The organism is Psychrobacter sp. APC 3281 (genome assembly GCF_030407815.1).
GTDB lineage: Bacteria > Pseudomonadota > Gammaproteobacteria > Pseudomonadales > Moraxellaceae > Psychrobacter.
In genome coordinates this window covers 148,063-167,879 of sequence record NZ_JASDCS010000005.1, presented here as the reverse complement: position 1 = coordinate 167,879, position 19,817 = coordinate 148,063, and the positions used below count along the sequence as shown (strand labels likewise).

Here is a 19,817-nt window from a genome sequence, read left to right as displayed (position 1 = left end):
ACATGGAAGCAACTCCCATTATCGGTGCATCGCTCATGATTGGCTCATCAATATTTATGTATATCATTGCCTTTCTTGCAGTTATGGCTATCGGTGGTTATTTGACCTACCGTACTAGCCCAAAGCGCAAGCAGCGCCGTGAAGACAAGCGTAATAGTGAACGCTAGATTAATACAAAAAGCCCTCTTTTCTTATTTGAAAAGAGGGCTTTTTTAAGGCTATCAAAGTTAGATAAAGCGAAAGTACTTACTTATTTAAAAATAGTACAAAATCTGCATTACATCAATCCAAGCGCACGTAACGTCGCTGCCCCAATCGCCATACCGAACATGCCGACAACAGTGGTAAATGCCAAAATATTAGCCGCCAATACATCATTGCCACCCATTGCTTTTGCCATGACATAGCTGGCTGCAGCTGTTGGTGATGCCACCATCAAAAACAACACCCCCATATGCACCCCTGACAACCCGAACCCGAGCCCAACAGCGATAGCAATCAATGGTGCAATGACAATTCGCCCAATGCTTGCTTGCATGGATAAGCCAGAAGGATGCAACATAGACTTTAGGTTAATACTAGCACCTGCACAGATTAGTGCTAGCGGCAGAGCCACCGCTGCTAATAAGTCGCCAGTGGTATGAATCACCCCAGTAAGCGGTGGTAATGGTAGTGCTTTGTAGACGAATGCGCCAACCAATGCCAAAATTAGAGGATTGGTCAGTAACTTTTTCACAATCATTGTACCGCGACTAATCCATGTGTCATCCACGCTTTTGGATACGCGGCTCAAGGTAATGACCGCCAAAATATTAAACAGTATCGTCACCACGCCCATATAGACAGCACCGATACTTAATCCTTGTGCGCCGTAAGCGTTGGCCACGGTTGCAAGGCCAATGATGGCCATGTTGCTACGGAATACGCCTTGTACAAACACGCCTTGGTCTTCAGGACGCTTGACGAAGCGTTTGGCGTAAAACTCTGCGCCAATAAATAATATAAACGTCACCAAGATACCAACAAGGATAAGCGTAATTTGCTTACCATAATCGACGTCGCTATCGACCACGCTAAAAAACAATAAACACGGCAAGCAATAATTAAAGACAAAACTTGATGCCTGATCGATAAAAGTTTGGCTTGCCTCACCGCGTCGTTGCATAAAAAAACCCAACCACATTAAGGCAAGGTTGGGTAAGACAATGGTAATAGCAAAAACAATAGCATCAATCATAAGTAGACTCAGTTCGGTGACAAGCCCATCAATATATGGACATCAGCGATACAAATTAACAAGTAGTAAGAAAATTTACTGACCTAGTATAGAGACAAAGTAGCAAGTAGGACAAGGTTACATATGATTTTCTTTCAAAATCGATCATTTTTTTGACAAACAAAAGCCCGTAACGAAATATCGTTACGGGCTTTTTATACTATAAGTGCTTTATTATAAAAGGCTTTATTGCATAGCTATTATGAGTCCAATGCAGCTTTTGCTTTTTTATGCTTTTTAACCGTCATCGCCAACAACTGAATGGCAGCAGGGGTTACACCGCTTACGCGTCCCGCTTGAGCTAGCGTCGCAGGACGAACTTGCGTAAGTTTCTGTACTATCTCATTCGATAGTCCTGACACGATACTATAATCAAAATCTAGCGGCAGCACCGTGTTTTCTAAACGCTTCATTTGATCGATATCTTCTTGTTGACGATCGATATAGCCGGCGTATTTGACAGAAATCTCTATCTGCTCGCCCACTTGTGCATCAACGGTTGAGTCAGTGATAGCTGCGATATCAGCAAAATGTATTTGCGGACGCTTTAGCAAATCAAAGGCAGTCGACTCTTTAGACAGCACTTCACCTGTTTGCTCGGTCACTTGCTTACCTAAAGCATTAGCAGGCGTGGCCCACATGTCTTTTAAGCGTGACGTTTCTGTCGAAATGGCTTCCATTTTCTCTTGGTAGGCCTGCCAGCGTACATCATCTACCAATCCTAATTTACGACCCGTCTCAGTCAAACGCTGATCGGCGTTGTCTTCACGTAAGAGCAAACGATACTCTGCGCGGCTCGTAAACATGCGGTATGGCTCGGTCGTACCGTGAGTAATCAAGTCATCCACAAGTACACCAAGATACGCTTCATCGCGGCGCGGAGTCCACGTTTCAAACTCACTGTTATTGGTCGTCACCAATGCCGCATTGGTACCTGCTAGCAAACCCTGCACGCCCGCTTCTTCATAGCCAGTTGTACCATTGATTTGACCAGCAAAATACAAGCGATCAATCGATTTGGTCTCAAGCGTTGGCTTGAGATTTTGCGGATCAAAGTAATCATACTCGATGGCATAGCCGGGACGAGTAATATGAGCGTTCTCTAAGCCTTTCATACTGTGAATGAAGTCTAACTGCACATCAAATGGCAAGCTCGTTGAGATACCGTTCGGATATAGCTCATGCGTGGTCAAGCCTTCTGGCTCAATAAAGATCTGATGGCTGTCTTTATCCGCAAAACGATGAATCTTATCTTCAATCGATGGACAATAGCGCGGGCCTACGCCTTCGATTTTTCCAGAGAACATCGGTGAACGATCAAGGTTTTCGCGGATGATGTCATGAGTGCGCGCATTGGTATGCGTAATATAGCAATTGACCTGCTCAGGATGCATGGAGACGTCACCCATATAACTCATCACTGGCAATGGCGTATCACCCGGCTGTACTGTCATCACACTGAAATCAACGCTACGTGCATCGATACGCGCTGGCGTACCTGTCTTTAGACGACCGACTGGTAGCTTAAGCTCACGTAAACGATCTGCCAACTTGATAGAAGGCTGATCACCTGCACGGCCACCATTTGAATTCTCTAAACCAATATGAATGACACCGCCCAAGAAAGTTCCTGAGGTCAATACCACTGTTTCGGTCTTAAAGACAATACCTGTAGAAGTCACAACAGCCGTCGCACGACCGTTTTCAACCAAGATATCATCAGCGGCTTGCTGGAATATATCTAGGTTTGGCTGGTTTTCTAACGTATGACGGATAGCTGCTTTATAAAGAATACGATCTGCTTGCGCGCGCGTGGCACGAACGGCAGCTCCTTTACGGCTGTTTAGTACACGAAACTGGATACCTGCTTTATCTGTCGCCAGCGCCATTGCACCGCCTAACGCATCAATCTCACGCACTAAATGCGATTTACCGATACCACCAATCGCAGGATTACAACTCATCTGTCCGAGCGTCTCAATATTATGCGTCAACAATAAGGTCTGTGCGCCCATACGTGCAGCTGCCAGAGCAGCTTCTGTACCAGCATGACCACCGCCGATCACTATCACGTCGTAATGTTTTGGGTATTGCATGTGTGCCTCACTTGACTCATAACGCTGCTGATTGCCATATCTTATGTTCAAATAAGAAAATAGTCAGCAAATAAACGTCAGTCGTATTTATAAAAAAGATAACGACTCAGATAAGTCGTTCATAATTGGTTGAATAACCTATCATTATAACAATTTTTTGATACTTAAAAAACGTTAGAACAAAAACTATTAAAATTAAGCGAAAAGTTCTCTACTCTAGTTACTGTCTTACTAGTTGTTGCCTTACTAATGACTATTTTAACTATCATTTTAGTTATTATTGCCGGGGCTCAGCGGTACAATTTGATCTGACTGACCACTAGACAGCATATGATGGCTACCATACCCTTCTGGATTGATCTGTAGATAGGCATTCATTTGCCCGATCGCCTCACCATCATCACTCGCCAAAATCTGCTCTTTGATGAGCTCAACTGGCGGTAATGGTAAGTTTTTAAGCAAGGCCAAGCGCTGGTGGTTATCACCCTTGTTGACTACCAATTCGATAAGCTGACGAGCATCGATTGGCAAATCTGGCGTGTTTTGAGCCAGCAATGCCAAATGATAAGCACCTGCCGGATCTTGGTCCACAACAATGCGCTGTTCAATAGCGATATACGTCGCTTCAGTTGCCCCGCCCGCCACACTCAGCTGATGAATACACTTGAGTGCTGAGTTTGACTCATTACTAGCAATCTCAATGATACGTGTGGATTCATTTTTTAAACGTTCACGGCGCTTTTCAATCGCTGCCTGCTCAGCCGCTTCTCTTTGTTCATTTAACTGTTCACTGGTTTGGTTATTCATAAAGCTCTCTTATTCATCTGATAATTATTATTTATATCGCTGGTATCTTGGACAATATATGGGGGTAAATCCCATAAAAACAACGAAGCCTAATGACATACGCGCGTGGAAATAATAATAGGGACAAGAATAGATAGGGTATTAGTGACACTAATAGCAACAATAAAAAAACCCAAACAGCCATTAATGACCATTTGGGTTTGCTGTGCTTGTACCTTATAAAGGCTAATTGGACGTTAAAGACATCCAATTCACATTTTCAAGTATTAAGCAGCTGGACTGTTTGCTTCGATCAATGGCTTTAGCTCACCTGATTGATACATTTGCAAGATGATGTCTGATCCACCCATCAACTCGCCATCAATCCATAATTGTGGGAACGTTGGCCAATTAGCAACCTTTGGTAACGTTGCACGAATTTCTGGGTTTTCTAAAATGTTTACAAACGCAAATGGACGACCAATCTGAGTCAACACTTCGATAGAGCGCGCAGAAAAGCCACACTGCGGAAATTGCGGTGTGCCTTTCATGTAGATAATAACTTTATTGTCACGGATTTGATCACGGATCAATTGTTCAACGTCGTTTGCAGCAGTGTTTGGGGTTTGCTCACTCATAAAAGCTCCTATTGATAAAGCGGTTCATTAAAATGATTATTTATATAAAAATAATTGTATAAAGACGTGGCTGATACATGGGGCGACTGCCGCTGTATTACAAGCACGAATTTCTATCTATATAGGTTCGATAGCATTAGGGACTAATAATACCACGGCATTGGCCATGATGCCCTCTTGACGACCCGTAAATCCCAATTTTTCAGTCGTGGTGGCTTTCACACTGATATTGCTAATATCTGTTTGCAGGTCACTAGCGATATTAGCGCGCATGGCTAGATTATGCGGCGCTAACTTTGGACGCTCACACATCACCGTAATATCAGCGTTGCCTAGGCTATAACCAGCCTCTTGCACTTTACTATAAACATAGCGCAGCAAAATCCTTGAATCCAGTCCTGCATGTGCCGCATCGGTATCGGGAAAATGCTGTCCGATATCACCAAGCGCCAATGCACCAAGAAGCGCATCAGCCAATGCATGTAAAACCACATCCCCATCAGAGTGTGCGAGCAAACTATGAGAATGCTCAATCGGTACGCCTGCTAGAATGACATATTGTTGCTGCTGACCATTATTATGAAAAGCATGAACATCGATACCTTGACCAATTTTTATCATTATTATTCCAAGATGAGTTAAAGGTGATTAAAATAATTCAAAACCACTATCTGAATTTTCAAAGCGGTTTTACTAGTAGCCAGACACCATCGGTCGCCACCAGTTTCAATTAACTGGTATAATATGATGTTTATTTTATCATAATACCAGATCCAAAAGACAAGCTGACGTTGCTGTGCTGAAACTACGTATTGTAGTGATTGCATAACACTTGGCGTCGGCATGTACTTTGGATAACGTATAAATAGTTGAGCCGTTTTATGTCAGCCATACAATATACTTCAAGCACAACCGTTTCTGAGTCTTTTAATGCTCATCGCCCTTTAACACTTGCTGATGTCGAAAATCCTAGCACCAAGCATGTGATCGTCGGTATGTCAGGTGGGGTCGATTCTTCTGTATCAGCCGTATTACTTCAGCAGGCAGGCTTCAAGGTCGAAGGCTTGTTTATGAAGAACTGGGAAGAAGATGACGGCACCGAATACTGTACGGCGATGGATGATTTAGCAGACGCGCAAGCCGTATGTGACAAAATCGGTATGAAGCTGCACACGGCCAACTTTGCTATGGAATACTGGGATCGCGTATTCGAGCACTTTTTGGCAGAATATAAAGCAGGACGCACCCCAAACCCTGATATCTTGTGCAACAAAGAAATTAAGTTTAAGGCGTTTTTGGACTATGCGTTGACCCTTGGTGCAGATTATATCGCGACAGGTCACTATACGCGCCGCAGTGTGAACTATACCAATGCCGAAGGTGACGAGGTTGCGCAGCTCTTACGCGGACTTGATAACAATAAAGATCAAAGCTATTTCTTGCATGCGGTTGGCGGTGACAAAATCGCCAAAACACTGTTCCCAGTTGGTGAGCTCGAAAAGCCAGTGGTACGTCAGATTGCTGAAGAGCATGACCTAGCGACGGCTAAAAAGAAAGATTCTACAGGTATTTGTTTTATTGGTGAGCGCCGTTTTAAAGACTTCTTACAGCAATATCTGCCTGCCCAAAAAGGCGAGATACTTACTGATGATAATAAAGTCATCGGTACGCATGATGGCCTCATGTATTACACATTGGGTCAGCGCGGTGGCATCGGTATTGGCGGTGTCAAAGACCGTGTAGAGGCACCGTGGTTTGTATTGGCAAAAGACTTGGACAAAAACCGCTTAATCGTTGGTCAAGGACATGAACACCCAATGCTCATGAGCAATGAGCTAAAAGCGTATAAGCTCGATTGGACTGATGGCCTACCGCCTATAGAGGTGTTTAGTGACGAAGGCCTCGCCTGTATGGCAAAGTCTCGCTATCGCCAGCCAGATCAAGCGTGTCGCGTGTTTGCGACCAATGCTGATGGCAGTGAAGTGCGTGTGGTATTTGATGAGCCGCAGCGCGCTGTCACCCCTGGTCAGTCAGCGGTATTTTATATCGACGAGGTATGCTTAGGCGGCGGTGTGATTGAATCTATTGATGCACCATGTGGATTTTAGAGAGGATTAATTTAGTTTTTGACAGCGGAAGTAGTAACCGTTACTGTACTGCTTGTCATACCCTCGTCTGTATTTGAATTAGTATCATCAACTGTATATATTTGATAAGTCAGCTGCGCAACAGGCTGCAGCTCTGATGTAAATTGATAAAAACGAATGTCATAACTGCCTTTAAGCCAGCCATCGTCTGGCTTAAAGCTAACCCAATTTTGATTGCTGTTAGCAACAATATCTTTTTTCTCAAACAGTAATACTTGTCCTGTCTGATTATTGACCCATTTCACAAACACAAAAGGACTGGCTGGCACTTTGCCTGCGGTATCAAGATGCGCAAATATAGTGGCATTTTTTTCTATTGTTGAGGTATCCATGGATACCGATGGCATCACAGGCGTTAGTGACAACTTAACATCACCAACGAGTGGCTGATTGTCATTTTTTTTGTACAATTCCTCAACTGCACGCTGCGCAAATTGACGTTTATCAGAGAGCGCCTCACCTGCACCTTGAGTCATGAATTTATCAATATATTGTTCCAACATATAGTCTGGCATTTTATTGACAATATCCATCGCTTGTTCTTCTGAGTAATCATGCATAGAACCTACTGGTTGCGATCCTATCGCTGGTATATTGCTACCATTTTGATGTTCAAGCGCTTGCAATTCTACAGGTACCATACTTTCTTTTTTCTCAAACCCTGAATCAGTATTATCTTGCAGCGATGATATAGGCTGCTGCCTGCCCTGCATAACTTGATCCATCTGTTGCTTAGTCATCAATAAGTAAGTGCCTAGACTACCAAGGATAAAAGAAATAAGGATGGATGAGAAAAATAAAGTTTTGTCTTTCATAGTTATATTCTAGAGATAAGATACTTGAGTAATAGAGTTTGGTTCAATAAGCGCTATTAATATGGACAGCCTTTACTTTTAAGATGTTTTCATTTTTTATGAAAAAAGCCATTTTTATCTTTAATAAAAACGGCTTTTTTATTTTAAAACACCTGTTTTAACCAGAGAGCCCACTCGTTGGAAACTGACTGCTCATAGGTTTACAAACATAATCATATTTACCATTAGCACTTTCTATATCGCGCTTAATCTCATCACCATCACCATCTTTCGTAGTTATGATACTAAAGTTTGCATAGCCACGAGGTGGCGTACCTACAATCTGACAGCTTAATGAGAATTTCTTACCATTGTTGATATTAGATTTCTTAACTAAACAACCTCTACCAATCTCATTGACTGTAATGGTATTGCCACTGATTGCACAATTTGATAAGCCTTGAAACTGAACAGGCTCAGAAGATCCATATGAACCACTGCTATCACTATCACCGCCGCAAGCGCTAAGCGCCAATGCCGAGCCTAACACTAGAACGCTAACGAACTTATTCATACTTTGACTTCCATTTAGTAAACTATTGACGACAAAAGAAACATTAAATCACTTTTACATTAGAAAAACAATACCGTTACAAATATAAATTATTGGTTTTTATAAAAAATATGTATATCACATTATTATTATTCCTCTAGCAATATCAATAATGTCCTGTTTGTCCTTTAGCCTTACCTTTTTATTCCCAACAATAAACGCGAAATAGGGTAAACATTCACTTTTTTTATCAGTTTTTGCTATAATTGCGCCACCAAAATTTACTACTGTAGTAAGCATTCATTCACTTTCTGTTCACTCAAAGGCGATATCATGACCCCACTTACCGCACTCTCCCCAATCGATGGCCGTTATGCCAGCAAAGCTGATAGCTTACGTCCTTATTTATCTGAATTTGGTCTAATCAAAGCCCGCGTTACGGTAGAGATTCGCTGGTTGCAGTCTTTAGCTGACAACAGCGCAATTGGTGAATTAGCAGCATTTGATGACCAGACCAACGCTTTTTTGAATGCAATCGTTGATGACTTTAGCGAAGCAGATGCTCAAGCTATCAAAGACATCGAAGCGACGACCAATCATGATGTAAAAGCGGTTGAGTACTTTATCAAAGACAAGTTCCGTGGTCAGGATGCCTTGATTGACTCACTTGAGTTTATTCACTTTGCCTGTACCAGTGAAGACATCAATAACCTATCGTATGCATTGATGCTCAAAGACAGCCGCGAGCTAGTCGTTACAAAAATGCAGCAAGTGACTGACAGTATCGTTGATTTATCTATTGCTCACGCTGATCAGCCAATGCTATCACGTACACATGGTCAGACAGCCAGTCCAACGACATTGGGTAAAGAGATGGCAAACGTGGCCTACCGCCTAGCTCGTCAAATCAAGCAAATCAATCAAGTAGAACTGTTAGGTAAAATCAATGGCGCTGTTGGTAACTATAATGCGCATTTTTCAGCGTATCCTGACGTCGACTGGCAGACTCATGCTGAATCATTTATCAATCAGCGTCTAGAGCTAACATTTAACCCTTACACGACTCAAATTGAGCCACACGACTATATCGCTGAGTTGTTTGATGCTGTTAAGCGCTTCAACACAATCTTGATCGATTTCAACCGTGATATTTGGCAATACATTAGCTTAGGCTATTTCAAACAACGTCTAAAAGACGGTGAAGTTGGTTCTTCTACTATGCCACATAAAGTGAATCCAATTGACTTTGAAAACTCTGAAGGTAACTTAGGCGTTGCCAATGCTATGTTGGCACATTTGGGTGAGAAGTTACCAATTTCACGTATGCAGCGTGACCTGTCGGACTCAACGGTGTTGCGTAATATCGGTGTTGGTCTAGCACAGAGCATGATTGCGTTTGATGCTTGCCTAAAAGGCGTGGGGAAACTTGAGCTAAATGCACAGCGTTTAAATGATGACTTGAATCAAGCGCAAGAAGTGTTGGCAGAGCCGATTCAAACGGTCATGCGTCGCTACCGTGTTGAAAACCCGTATGAAAAACTAAAAGCCTTGACTCGTGGTAATGCCATGACTCGTGAAGCCATGCTAACGTTCGTCGAAAGCGATGAGCTATCGGCAGTTAGTGATGCGGATAAAGAACGTCTACGTGCATTGACGCCTGCTACTTATATCGGTAATGCCGCTGAGCAAGCACGCGCTATTAAAGAATGGATTGCCAAGCTTTAATAACTGATAAGGGCATACTGATAATAAGATCGGACTAGAAAGGTAGGAGCGCCTAGTATTATTTACTCGCTCCTACTTGATAGCACTTTTATCTTATTCAGTTGTTATCTTAATAGCTATTATCTGAATAAATAGTAACCTTACTTTGAACGCTATGATTGGTTTTGATTCAAAACCCGTAGTCGATAAGTAAGGTTTTATTTTTTATCATCATCGTCATCACTGTCACCCGGTATGATGGCTTTACCCACAGCAACGGTTCCTTTGACCACACCTTTGGTAGTTTTATAAGCGATTTTTGCGGGTACTGTGACGATTTTATGGACACAGGCTTGTAGCAAAAACACGCTAGCGATGATGACAACAAAATGCAGCTTTTTCATAACGTTCCTACGATTGAGTGGATGCTCTGATGACAGCTATTATTTTGATAATCGTGATTGCTTATATGTACTATATAAACGTCACCAAAATAATAGACATCAAATAGATGACAATCTTAAACTATTAAAACCTTCCTATAAAGCATCCCTTATTATTAATCTTGTACACCGCCAAAATATGGATTTATCAATGACCTCTATCCCTCTTTGTTTACCCGACTCTATCACGCCTGAGCAATTCTTATCTGAATATTGGCAAAAGAAGCCACTGCTTATCAAGCAAGGGTTGCCGCAGCTAGTTGATATGTTTGAGCCAGATGACATGATTGGTCTTGCGCTTGAAGAAGATGCTAGCGCAAGACTGCTGACTCAAGCAGCCAGTAAAAAAGAAGGTCAGGCACAGTGGCAACTCAAAAAAAGCCCACTGAATGAAACTGATTTTGAAAACTTGCCAGAGCAATGGACCGTATTGGTGCAGAATCTTGAACAATGGTCACCAGAGCTTGGTCAGTTGTGGCAAGCATTTGACTTTATTCCGCAGTGGCAGCGCGATGACATCATGGTTTCTTACGCGCCAGCAGGTGGGTCGGTAGGTAAGCATTATGACGACTACGATGTGTTTTTGGCACAAGGCTATGGCTCTAGACGTTGGCAGTTAGGTAAATTCTGTGATGACCAGACAGAGTTTGTTGCTGATGAGCCGCTTCGTTTATTTGACGACATGGGCGAGCTTGTTTTTGATGAGATACTAGAAGCAGGTGATGTCCTTTATGTACCGCCTAAATTATCACATTTCGGTGTGGCACAAGACGACTGTCTGACTTTCTCGTTTGGTTGCCGCCGTCCAAACCTGATGCAAATCATCGATAGCGTGGCTGACATTGCGACCAATGACAGCAAGTTGTTTATCCCGATGCTACTACCGCAAGCACTACAAGCGTCAGGTGAATTGCAAGCAGATAGTATTGCGGCTATTAAGGCGCAATTGCTAGAGATGCTACAATCTGATCGCGGTGATGATATGATTCGCCAAGCAGTTTCTGAAGTGGTTAGTAAACGCCAATATGATGCGCTGATGCCAGAAGAGACGTTAGATACCGATGAGCTAATACAGGCCCTATCAGAAGGGGCCACATTACAGGCGGACTATAGCAATCGCCTACTCTATAGCCAGACCACTGATGGCACCGTGCTGTATGCCAATGGTCAACGTATCGATGGGATTGATGAATCGGCGATAGCAGTACTAGTACGCTTGGCCAATGGTGAAGCATTACAACATAGCGACGTCACCGATGTTGATGCAGATGATTTGAGCGAATGGCTAGAAAACGGTTGGGTATGGGTTGATATTGCTGAATAACATCCTGTCATCAGGCTTCAGTTAAACAGCATAAACAAAAAAACCGCTATCTGATAATTACTCAGATAGCGGTTTTTTCTTATACATCTTATGCAGTTAATAGTTTGGTAGTTATAGCGTTACCAAACACCGCTTAGCCTTTATGAGAATTGATATAAAGGCTAAGCGGATTCGTAATTAATGCATTGACTCTACTCTGTACCAAGCTCAAGCAAGCTCGCGTTACCACCGATTGCTGTGGTATTGATAGTCTTGACTCGCTCAGTGACAAAACGATGCAGATAATCAGGCGTTAGCATTTCTGACAAGCCTTCCATATCAGTGACACTGATAACCTGTGTCAAAATACCGTCAGTATTGGCAAGCTCTTGACTGATGGCTTGCACTTCGCTGCGGCTACCAGAGACAGCCACCTGTGCTAGACGATCGATATATAAAAGTGTGACTGTTTGCGAATCGTTAGCCACACTCAATACATCTTCGCTGATACCTGTGTCGTGCAGTATCTTAGCAGCTTCATTACACATCTCATCTTGGCTTGGGCAATGCAATATAACTTCATTACCTGTTAGGAGTGCCGCGATAAGCTGACCTAATACTGCCATGGCTCTAGCAGTTTCGCCACCGATGACCATCGTCTTACCACGACCAGTCACATACAAGTCATTGGACTCGCCTGTTGCCCCTGTCATACGATGCATCTCATCCAAGCTAGGCGCAGCGCTCAACAAATGGTTGAATAAACGCTTTGCTTTATTGGCATCACCAGTGAGCAATGCCAGTTTTGGAATGGCTGCTTGTAGATACGTTGCGCGATTGACCGCGCCAAGTAGTCGCCAAGATTCACAAACCTGGGCATGATTTTTTTTGAATTCAGTCGCCATGTTGCTACTCCTTATGCGAGTTCTGTTTGAGTGGTAGTTTGGGTTTCGGTCGCTGTCATATGAGCAGCTGACTGTTCAGCGTTGACTGTTTCTGAGCTAAGTTGCATCAGACGCGCGACATAGTGCGGGCCACCAGCTTTAGGGCCAGTACCTGATAGACCACAACCACCGAATGGCTGTACGTTTACGACCGCGCCGATTTGGTTACGGTTGATGTAAGTGTTACCGACAAAGGCACGACGCTCAATGTGCTCAACGGTATTTTCGATACGGCTATGGATACCTAACGTCAAACCGAAGCCTGTGTTGTTAATGGCATCAATCAGCTTATTCAAATCACGTGCTTGGTAACGCAGTACGTGTAGAATTGGACCAAAGTGCTCACCACCGATCACATCGATGCTCTTCACTTCGATTGCGGTTGGCAATACAAAGGTAGACTTCTCTTGACTGACAACTGAGCTGGCACTCATTGGTGTCTGTGCCAAGATAGTAGCAGTAGGCTCAGCACTCATACGTTCGATGTGCGCCTCTAAACCATGCTTAGCATCTGCATCAATTACTGGACCTACATCTGTGGCAGCATATAGAGGATTACCTACAGACAGCTCAGCCATATTACCTTGCAATAGCTCGATTAAATCATCCGCCATCTCTTCTTGCACACACAATATGCGACAAGCTGAACAACGCTGACCTGCTGAACCAAATGCTGATAGTACCGCATCTCTAACGACTTGCTCTGGCAGTGCTGTTGAATCAACGATCATTGCGTTTTGACCGCCAGTCTCAGCGATAAAGACCGGCAACTCGCCACTGGTTTGTGCATGATCATTTAAGCTTTGGTTGATACGTTGGGCTGTTTGAGTCGAACCGGTAAATATCACCCCTGCGATATTGTCAGCCGCCGTCAAAGCACCACCTACGTCGCCTGCGCCAATGACCAATTGCAATGCTTCTGCAGGTATACCCGCTTGATACATCAACTGGGCACCAAAGTGAGCTACCAAACTGGTTTGTTCAGCAGGTTTCGCTACTACGGTGTTACCTGCAGCAAGTGCAGCTACAATCTGTCCCGTATAGATAGCCAATGGGAAGTTCCATGGACTGATACAAACGAAAGTGCCACGTGCTTTATACACTTGACGAGACTGCTTACCAGCCAAGTCTGTAAACTCATGCACGACATCATCTAGGCGCTCTGCTTCGTCAGCGTAGAAACGACAGAAATCAACGGCTTCTTTGATTTCATCGATGCCATCTTGCATGGTTTTACCCGCTTCAACTTGGCATAGTGCCATTAGCTCAGCGTAGTTCTCTTCGTATAGCTCAGCAATCTTGCGTAATATCTCAGCACGCTTAGCAGCTGGTACATTTTTCCATACATCTTGACCAGCAACAGCAACGTCAATCGCTTGGCGAGCTACTTCAGCGTTGGCACAAGTTACTTTACCAGCACTAACTTCATGGTTCCAAGGCGCAAGTACAGTTTGCGTATCAAGTTGATTCGTTTGACCATCTACTTCGTAAGTATCAACAGCTTTACCATTAATGATAGAGGTTGCTGACCATGTTTTGTGTAGATGGCTATCAATAGCTGACTTGAACGGTAGCCATTGTGACTCTACAAAGATATTAGGGCCAAAACTTGCACGACGTTCACCGTAAATCTCTAACGGTAACGGGATGTCTGGATTGTGCAATGTTGCATTACCAAGCAGCTTGTCATATGGATGCACTGTTAGCTTTTCGATTGGGTAAGACTTGTCTAGCAACTGATGAACAAACGAGCTGTTGGCACCGTTCTCAAGCAAGCGGCGTACCAAGTACGGTAGCAAGTCCTTATGTGCACCTACTGGCGCATAAATACGTACAGGAATCTCATAAGCTTGCAAAATATGATCATAAAGCGCATCACCCATACCATGCAGACGTTGGAACTCAAAGTCTCTATGTGCACTCATGGTCATGATTGATGACAGTGTATGCGCATTATGCGTCGCAAACTGTGGCCAGATTAGCCCGCGCAGATGGTCTGACAATAAGAAGCGCGCACAAGCAAGATATGCAGTATCCGTACCTTCTTTACGTGTCCAAACTGGATAGCCTGATAGACCTTTTTGCTGAGCAAGTTTGATCTCAGTATCCCAGTAAGCGCCTTTTACTAGACGTACTGGAATACGATCACCGACTTCAGTAGACAAACGAGCAAGCCATGCCAATACAGCGATAGCGCGTTTAGAGTACCCTTGTACAACGATACCTAAACCATCCCAGTCCGCCGTTAAATTATCACGGTACAAAGACTCAAACAGTTTTAGAGAAATCTCAAGGCGATCTGCTTCTTCAGCATCAATACTGATATCGACATTGACTTCACGTGCCGCTTCAATCAATAGTAGGCAGCGCTGACGCAATAAGCCCATTACTTGTGCTTCTTGCGTGGCTTCATAGCGAGGATGCAGTGCTGATAATTTGATAGACACTGACGGCTTTGGCATGCCTTCTTTAACTTTTACGTTCGCCGTAGCTCTGATCGCATGTAGATAGTCGTTGAAGTATTTTTCAGCATCTTTATGCGTGATCGCCGCTTCACCCAACATATCAAATGAATAGGTATAGCCTCTATTACGATATGGCTGGCTGTTTTTATTGGCGTCTTCGATGGTTTCGCCCAATACAAACTGATGGCCCATGATACGCATGGCTTTTTGCATCGCACTACGAATGACAGGCTCACCCATCTTCTTAGTCATGCGATCCAAGAAACCTGATGCAGTGGTGCTGCTGTCAATACTGACAACGCGACCAGTCATCATCATGCCCCAAGTAGAGGCATTGACCATAAAGCCATTGTCATTTTTAATGTGCTTTTTCCAGTCAGCCACACTCATTTTGTCATGAATCAATGCATCAGCCGTATAGTTGTCTGGCACACGAATCAAGGCTTCTGCCAAGCTCATTAGCAAGATACCTTCTTGGGTATCAAGGCTATACTCCAGCAATAATGAATCAACCATCTTGACGGCTTTACCATCATTACGTACGTGCTCGACCAGTTTGCGCGTTTGCTCAGCAGCAGCATCGCGTTCTTCTATACTGGGTTTGGCAAGTGGCAATAACTCAGACAACCAACGTTCTTCATCGGCGCTATATAGCGGCGAAATACGCTTATTTAGCGCTTCTGCTGACTGGGCGAGATACTCAGGCGACAGCATATCAACAGGATTAAACAAGATCGGCTCTTGCGGGGTAAACTGGTCTACTGGGTTCATAATAACTCCATAACTATCGTTTAAAAACCATAATAAATGGTGCTTTAGGAAGTCTGATCGTCCTGTATAACTGCTCATAACCGCTATCAAAAAATAGGGGTTATTGACGGATATTCACAGCAATAATCAAAAGACCAAACGGCGCCATCACAAAACTAAAAATCCAGCATAGGCTGGAGACGGTTAAGTAGGTCGTTCGACTGTTAAACGGGCTACGTTAACAATACAAAGGCAACAACGAAAAGCTAAGCGGCATTAGTGCCTTCTTCTTGTTAGTAGTGAAAGGAGTGTGATGACCAAATATCGCCTTATTGAACTTATTGAACCGAAAAATCGCTCTAATAATCACAAATCTGTCATCTTTGATGATGCTAATTCACTGTAAGAAAAACCTCTACGGCGTTGATTGAGGTGATGCGCTTAACTCGGCTATAATATCACGAAAGTTTTTTTCAAACTAACGAAATTTATTATTTTCATAAATTAATATATATCTAAATAACAATAACTTACAAGCACTTTATTGGCCATGACGCTTTGGTTACGTTTTTTTGTTTACTATTGCCCATAGTTTGGCATCACCCTACTTAATACTGGTATCAGAAATACTAAACATTTAACCCCAAGAATACCGAGCTTAAATTAAGACGATAGGCTTATAATGCTGACAAAAAAAACCCTCCTTATCATCAGCTGATAAGGAGGGTTTTTTGTTTAAGATACTATTAATGTCTTACTACACTTTGCATTATAGGAAGATAATCTTGAACAACAATATAGCAGTCAAAATCCAAACAGCGATACTGATATCTGCAAACTTGCCTGCAATTGCTTTTACGGCCGTAAAGGTAATAAAACCAAGTGCGATACCGTCAGCGATAGAGTATGTAAGCGGTGTGAATAGCAATACCACGACCACTGGTGCAGCCTCTGTTAAGTCGCTCCAATTAATGTCCTTTAGGGTACCCATCATAAGTACGGCTACATAAAAGATAGCGCCAGCCGTTGCATAAGCTGGAATCATACCTGCTAGTGGCGAGAAGAAGATACTGAATAGGAATAGCACACCTACCGTAACAGCCATTAAGCCTGTACGGCCACCTGAGGCGATACCAGAGATACTCTCAATATAGCTGGTCGTCGATGAAGTACCCAATAAAGAACCCGCTACTGTCGCTGTTGAATCAGCGAGTAGTGCTTTGCCCATGTTCGGGATATTGCCATCTTTGTCAGTTAGCTTTGCTTGGCTAGTGGTGGCAATCAAGGTACCAGCAGTATCAAACAAATCGACAAATAAGAAAGCAAAGATCACACTGATCATGCCCACATCAAATGCACCAGCAATGTCTAACTGCATAAGCGTCGGTGCAATAGAAGGCGGTGAAGAGATGATACCTGTGAACTGCGTATAGCCCATTAATAAGCTAATCAGTGCAACCAATAAAATACCAATGGTTACCGCACCTGGGACTCTCTTATAAGATAGGCCAATGATAACGACAAAACCTAGTGAAGCCATGACAGGACCAAACGATGTCATGTCACCAAGGCCAACTAAGGTTGCATCATGATTGACGATGATGCCTGCGCTTTGCAATGCGATAAACGCTAAGAACGCACCAATACCAGCGACTACGCCATTTTTGAGAGACGTTGGAATGGCATTAATGATTGCTTCACGAATCTTGAATAGACTCAATAGTACGAAGATACAACCAGACAAGAACACCGCACCTAACGCTGTCTGCCATGCGTAACCCATACCAAGCACCACACCATAGGTAAAGAAGGCATTAAGACCCATACCTGGTGCCAGCGCAACTGGTAGTCGGGCGTAGATACCCATGATGAAACAACCTACTGCTGCTGCTATACAGGTCGCTACAAATACGGCCCCTTTATCCATACCCGCATCGGCTAAGACGTTAGGGTTGACAAAGATAATATAAGCCATCGTCAAGAACGTGGTTATACCAGCGATGATTTCTGTTTTGATCGTGGTATTTTCACCATTAATCCCAAAATAGCGTTCAATTGCATTCATAAGTGTCGCCCCCGACTGGCTAATAAAAAGTCATCATTACCTAAAATTAAACATGACCTCAGCGAAAAAATAACGATGCCACAATAAGAATAATGTAGTAACAAAGCGTAACATATTAGACCAGTTATCTTACAAACTCAATCGTTGATAATGTCTATCTCGTACAAAATGCGATTTTGAGAGACTTCAAGACTATTGGTCAGAAAAGCCATATGAAAAGCCACATACAGCCATGTTGCCCTACGCTATTCGAAAAACTACTTTCTATTCGTCATTAAGGTAATATTCGGTTTGAGTCATGAGTTTTAGGTAGTAAGTATTTGCTCGGTCATTATTCATGTTATCCAACTAACTATTGAATGAATCAATAGCAGCCCAACTAAATAGTCGTTTAACACATTAATAATGACCTTTCTCTCATTTAGAAGTAAACTAGGGGGTTATTATACCGATACCTAAATCGCGATACTTACTGTTGCAGCATTTTTCTAAGCACAGTTACAAATTTTTAGTGAAGAAACGAGCTGCATATTAAATAATAAAAAGTAAATAGTGTTTGTTTAGAGGTTGTCTGGTTCGGATATGACTATTCCAGCCAGCTGTTATCAATTATTCGTGAGTCCATTACATGCCTGAATCATTAAATATTGTCGATCTTATTACCCAAGCCAGTCTATTGGTGCAGATTGTGATGGCACTATTGTTATTAGCCTCTTTGCTCAGCTGGGTTATTATCTTTCGCATGAGTGCTCGACTTGGTACAGCCAAAAACTTTGATCAACAATTTGAGACTTGGTTTTGGTCAGGCGAAGACTTGGCCAAACTATACCAAGGCATTCAGGGCTCTCCTGACCGTCAAGGACTTGAGCAGATTTTTTATGTGGGCTTTTCAGAATATCTGAGAATGCATAAAAAACGTCAACCTAAAGACGACATTATCGATGGTGTTGAACGCAAGCTACGTGTCGGCTTAGGTCGTCAGCAGCAATTGCTCGAGTCAGGACTGACGACGCTAGCCAGCATTGGCTCGGTTGCTCCGTACATCGGACTGTTCGGTACAGTGTGGGGCATTATGAATGCCTTTTTGGGACTGTCTCAAACTGAACAAGCTACCCTCGCCTCTGTCGCTCCCGGCATCGCCGAAGCATTGATTGCCACAGCCATGGGTTTGTTTGCGGCTATCCCTGCGGTATTGGCATACAATCATTTCACAGCAAAATCGAGCCGACTATATGACTCGCGCGCCTTATTTTGTGATGAGATGACAGGCATGCTACAGCGTGAGACCAGCGTACAAGCGCCTATTAGCAAAGAAACCCAAGTTAATGCAGGTCAGGTGACAGGGCTATGAAACCAAACCCCTACGGCCGTGAAAAAAAAGCCCTTAATGCAGAAATGAACGTCGTACCTTACATTGACGTCATGCTGGTGCTACTGGTGATATTTATGGTGACAGCGCCGATGCTGATTACAGGCGTCGATGTTGATTTGCCAAAAGAGCAAACCAATACTATGAGTCAAAGCCAATTACCTGTGATTGTTTCTTTGACTGATAAAGGTGATATTTTTATTAGTTATGAAAGCAATGTCGACGTGCCAGTAAGTGAGCCTGAGCTGATTAATACATTATCTAACCTGCAGTCTCAGAGCGATAATAGTAACGCTGAGCCAGTACAGGTAATGATCAATGCCGATCAAAACAATCAATATGGTGCCATCATGACACTCATGGCGACTTTGCAACAAGCAGGTATCGAAAAAGTTGGATTACTGACCGGTGCACCACTACCCACGCCTTCTTTATAGTGATAAGCGTCCTTTAGTAAATGTCTCATATCATAATAGCCAATTCT

General features: G+C 43.2%; 17 protein-coding genes. 6 read left to right on the top strand and 11 right to left on the bottom strand.

The genetic code is table 11. From position 1 onward, the window contains the following. Positions 1-2: 2 nt before the first annotated feature. Complete coding sequence (locus QL886_RS05090; RefSeq protein WP_160021934.1) at positions 3-167, top strand: hypothetical protein; 165 nt, start codon at positions 3-5, stop codon at positions 165-167. 110 nt (positions 168-277) lie between these two features. On the opposite strand, the gene QL886_RS05085 is transcribed toward QL886_RS05090, so the two are convergent. The 5 genes from QL886_RS05085 to ispF all read right to left on the bottom strand — a co-directional run bounded on the left by QL886_RS05085 (position 278) and on the right by ispF (position 5,417). Continuing rightward, positions 278-1,237 (bottom strand): AEC family transporter, encoded by a 960-nt coding sequence (locus tag QL886_RS05085; RefSeq protein ID WP_101204815.1) that lies wholly within the window; start codon positions 1,235-1,237, stop codon positions 278-280. 239 nt (positions 1,238-1,476) lie between these two features. Then, the gene (gene mnmG / locus QL886_RS05080) at positions 1,477-3,372 is read right to left on the bottom strand and encodes a tRNA uridine-5-carboxymethylaminomethyl(34) synthesis enzyme MnmG (protein WP_290177854.1); all 1,896 of its coding nucleotides are present in this window, start codon (positions 3,370-3,372) and stop codon (positions 1,477-1,479) included. A 270-nt stretch (positions 3,373-3,642) separates the two neighbouring features. Beyond that, positions 3,643-4,179, bottom strand: a complete 537-nt coding sequence (locus tag QL886_RS05075; RefSeq protein ID WP_290177853.1) for a hypothetical protein — start codon at positions 4,177-4,179, stop codon at positions 3,643-3,645. A 266-nt stretch (positions 4,180-4,445) separates the two neighbouring features. Then, on the bottom strand, positions 4,446-4,796 hold the full coding sequence (gene grxD, locus QL886_RS05070; protein WP_201600586.1) for a Grx4 family monothiol glutaredoxin: 351 nt from the start codon (positions 4,794-4,796) through the stop codon (positions 4,446-4,448). A gap of 117 nt (positions 4,797-4,913) precedes the next feature. Further along, positions 4,914-5,417 (bottom strand): 2-C-methyl-D-erythritol 2,4-cyclodiphosphate synthase, encoded by a 504-nt coding sequence (ispF, locus tag QL886_RS05065; protein ID WP_290177852.1) that lies wholly within the window; start codon positions 5,415-5,417, stop codon positions 4,914-4,916. A gap of 260 nt (positions 5,418-5,677) precedes the next feature. Here ispF and mnmA point away from each other — a divergent pair, with 260 nt between their 5' ends. Then, positions 5,678-6,904 carry a tRNA 2-thiouridine(34) synthase MnmA gene (gene mnmA, locus QL886_RS05060; protein WP_290177851.1) on the top strand — a complete coding sequence of 409 codons (1,227 nt, stop codon included), beginning with the start codon at positions 5,678-5,680 and terminating at the stop codon, positions 6,902-6,904. Between the two features lie 11 nt (positions 6,905-6,915). On the opposite strand, the gene QL886_RS05055 is transcribed toward mnmA, so the two are convergent. Together QL886_RS05055 and QL886_RS05050 are read right to left on the bottom strand one after the other, a co-directional pair. Beyond that, on the bottom strand, positions 6,916-7,758 hold the full coding sequence (locus QL886_RS05055; protein ID WP_075106141.1) for a hypothetical protein: 843 nt from the start codon (positions 7,756-7,758) through the stop codon (positions 6,916-6,918). 157 nt (positions 7,759-7,915) lie between these two features. Continuing rightward, positions 7,916-8,311 (bottom strand): hypothetical protein, encoded by a 396-nt coding sequence (locus QL886_RS05050; RefSeq protein ID WP_075106140.1) that lies wholly within the window; start codon positions 8,309-8,311, stop codon positions 7,916-7,918. A 312-nt stretch (positions 8,312-8,623) separates the two neighbouring features. Here QL886_RS05050 and purB point away from each other — a divergent pair, with 312 nt between their 5' ends. Continuing rightward, positions 8,624-10,015, top strand: coding sequence for an adenylosuccinate lyase (gene purB / locus QL886_RS05045; protein ID WP_290177850.1), 1,392 nt, complete (start codon positions 8,624-8,626; stop codon positions 10,013-10,015). Positions 10,016-10,212: 197 nt separating this feature from the next. On the opposite strand, the gene QL886_RS05040 is transcribed toward purB, so the two are convergent. Further along, the gene (locus tag QL886_RS05040) at positions 10,213-10,398 is read right to left on the bottom strand and encodes an NF038104 family lipoprotein (RefSeq protein WP_057759633.1); all 186 of its coding nucleotides are present in this window, start codon (positions 10,396-10,398) and stop codon (positions 10,213-10,215) included. Positions 10,399-10,588: 190 nt separating this feature from the next. Between QL886_RS05040 and QL886_RS05035 the strand changes: the two genes are divergently transcribed. Next, positions 10,589-11,761: a cupin domain-containing protein gene (locus tag QL886_RS05035; protein ID WP_290177914.1), complete on the top strand. Its 1,173-nt coding sequence runs from the start codon at positions 10,589-10,591 to the stop codon at positions 11,759-11,761. A 191-nt stretch (positions 11,762-11,952) separates the two neighbouring features. Here the strand turns inward: QL886_RS05035 and QL886_RS05030 are convergent, their stop codons facing one another. The 3 genes from QL886_RS05030 to QL886_RS05020 form a co-directional block, all read right to left on the bottom strand. Beyond that, entirely contained in the window at positions 11,953-12,645 is a 693-nt protein-coding gene (locus QL886_RS05030; protein WP_101204808.1) for a 1-pyrroline-5-carboxylate dehydrogenase, read from the bottom strand. 11 nt (positions 12,646-12,656) lie between these two features. Then, the gene (gene putA / locus QL886_RS05025; protein ID WP_290177849.1) at positions 12,657-15,920 is read right to left on the bottom strand and encodes a bifunctional proline dehydrogenase/L-glutamate gamma-semialdehyde dehydrogenase PutA; all 3,264 of its coding nucleotides are present in this window, start codon (positions 15,918-15,920) and stop codon (positions 12,657-12,659) included. Positions 15,921-16,668: 748 nt separating this feature from the next. Next, the gene (locus QL886_RS05020; protein WP_101204806.1) at positions 16,669-17,964 is read right to left on the bottom strand and encodes an NCS2 family permease; all 1,296 of its coding nucleotides are present in this window, start codon (positions 17,962-17,964) and stop codon (positions 16,669-16,671) included. A 628-nt stretch (positions 17,965-18,592) separates the two neighbouring features. Between QL886_RS05020 and tolQ the strand changes: the two genes are divergently transcribed. Further along, positions 18,593-19,315 (top strand): protein TolQ, encoded by a 723-nt coding sequence (tolQ, locus tag QL886_RS05015; RefSeq protein ID WP_057759620.1) that lies wholly within the window; start codon positions 18,593-18,595, stop codon positions 19,313-19,315. Continuing rightward, complete coding sequence (gene tolR, locus QL886_RS05010) at positions 19,312-19,770, top strand: protein TolR (protein ID WP_101204804.1); 459 nt, start codon at positions 19,312-19,314, stop codon at positions 19,768-19,770. Before tolQ ends, tolR begins: the two co-directional genes overlap by 4 nt. Positions 19,771-19,817: the final 47 nt, after the last annotated feature.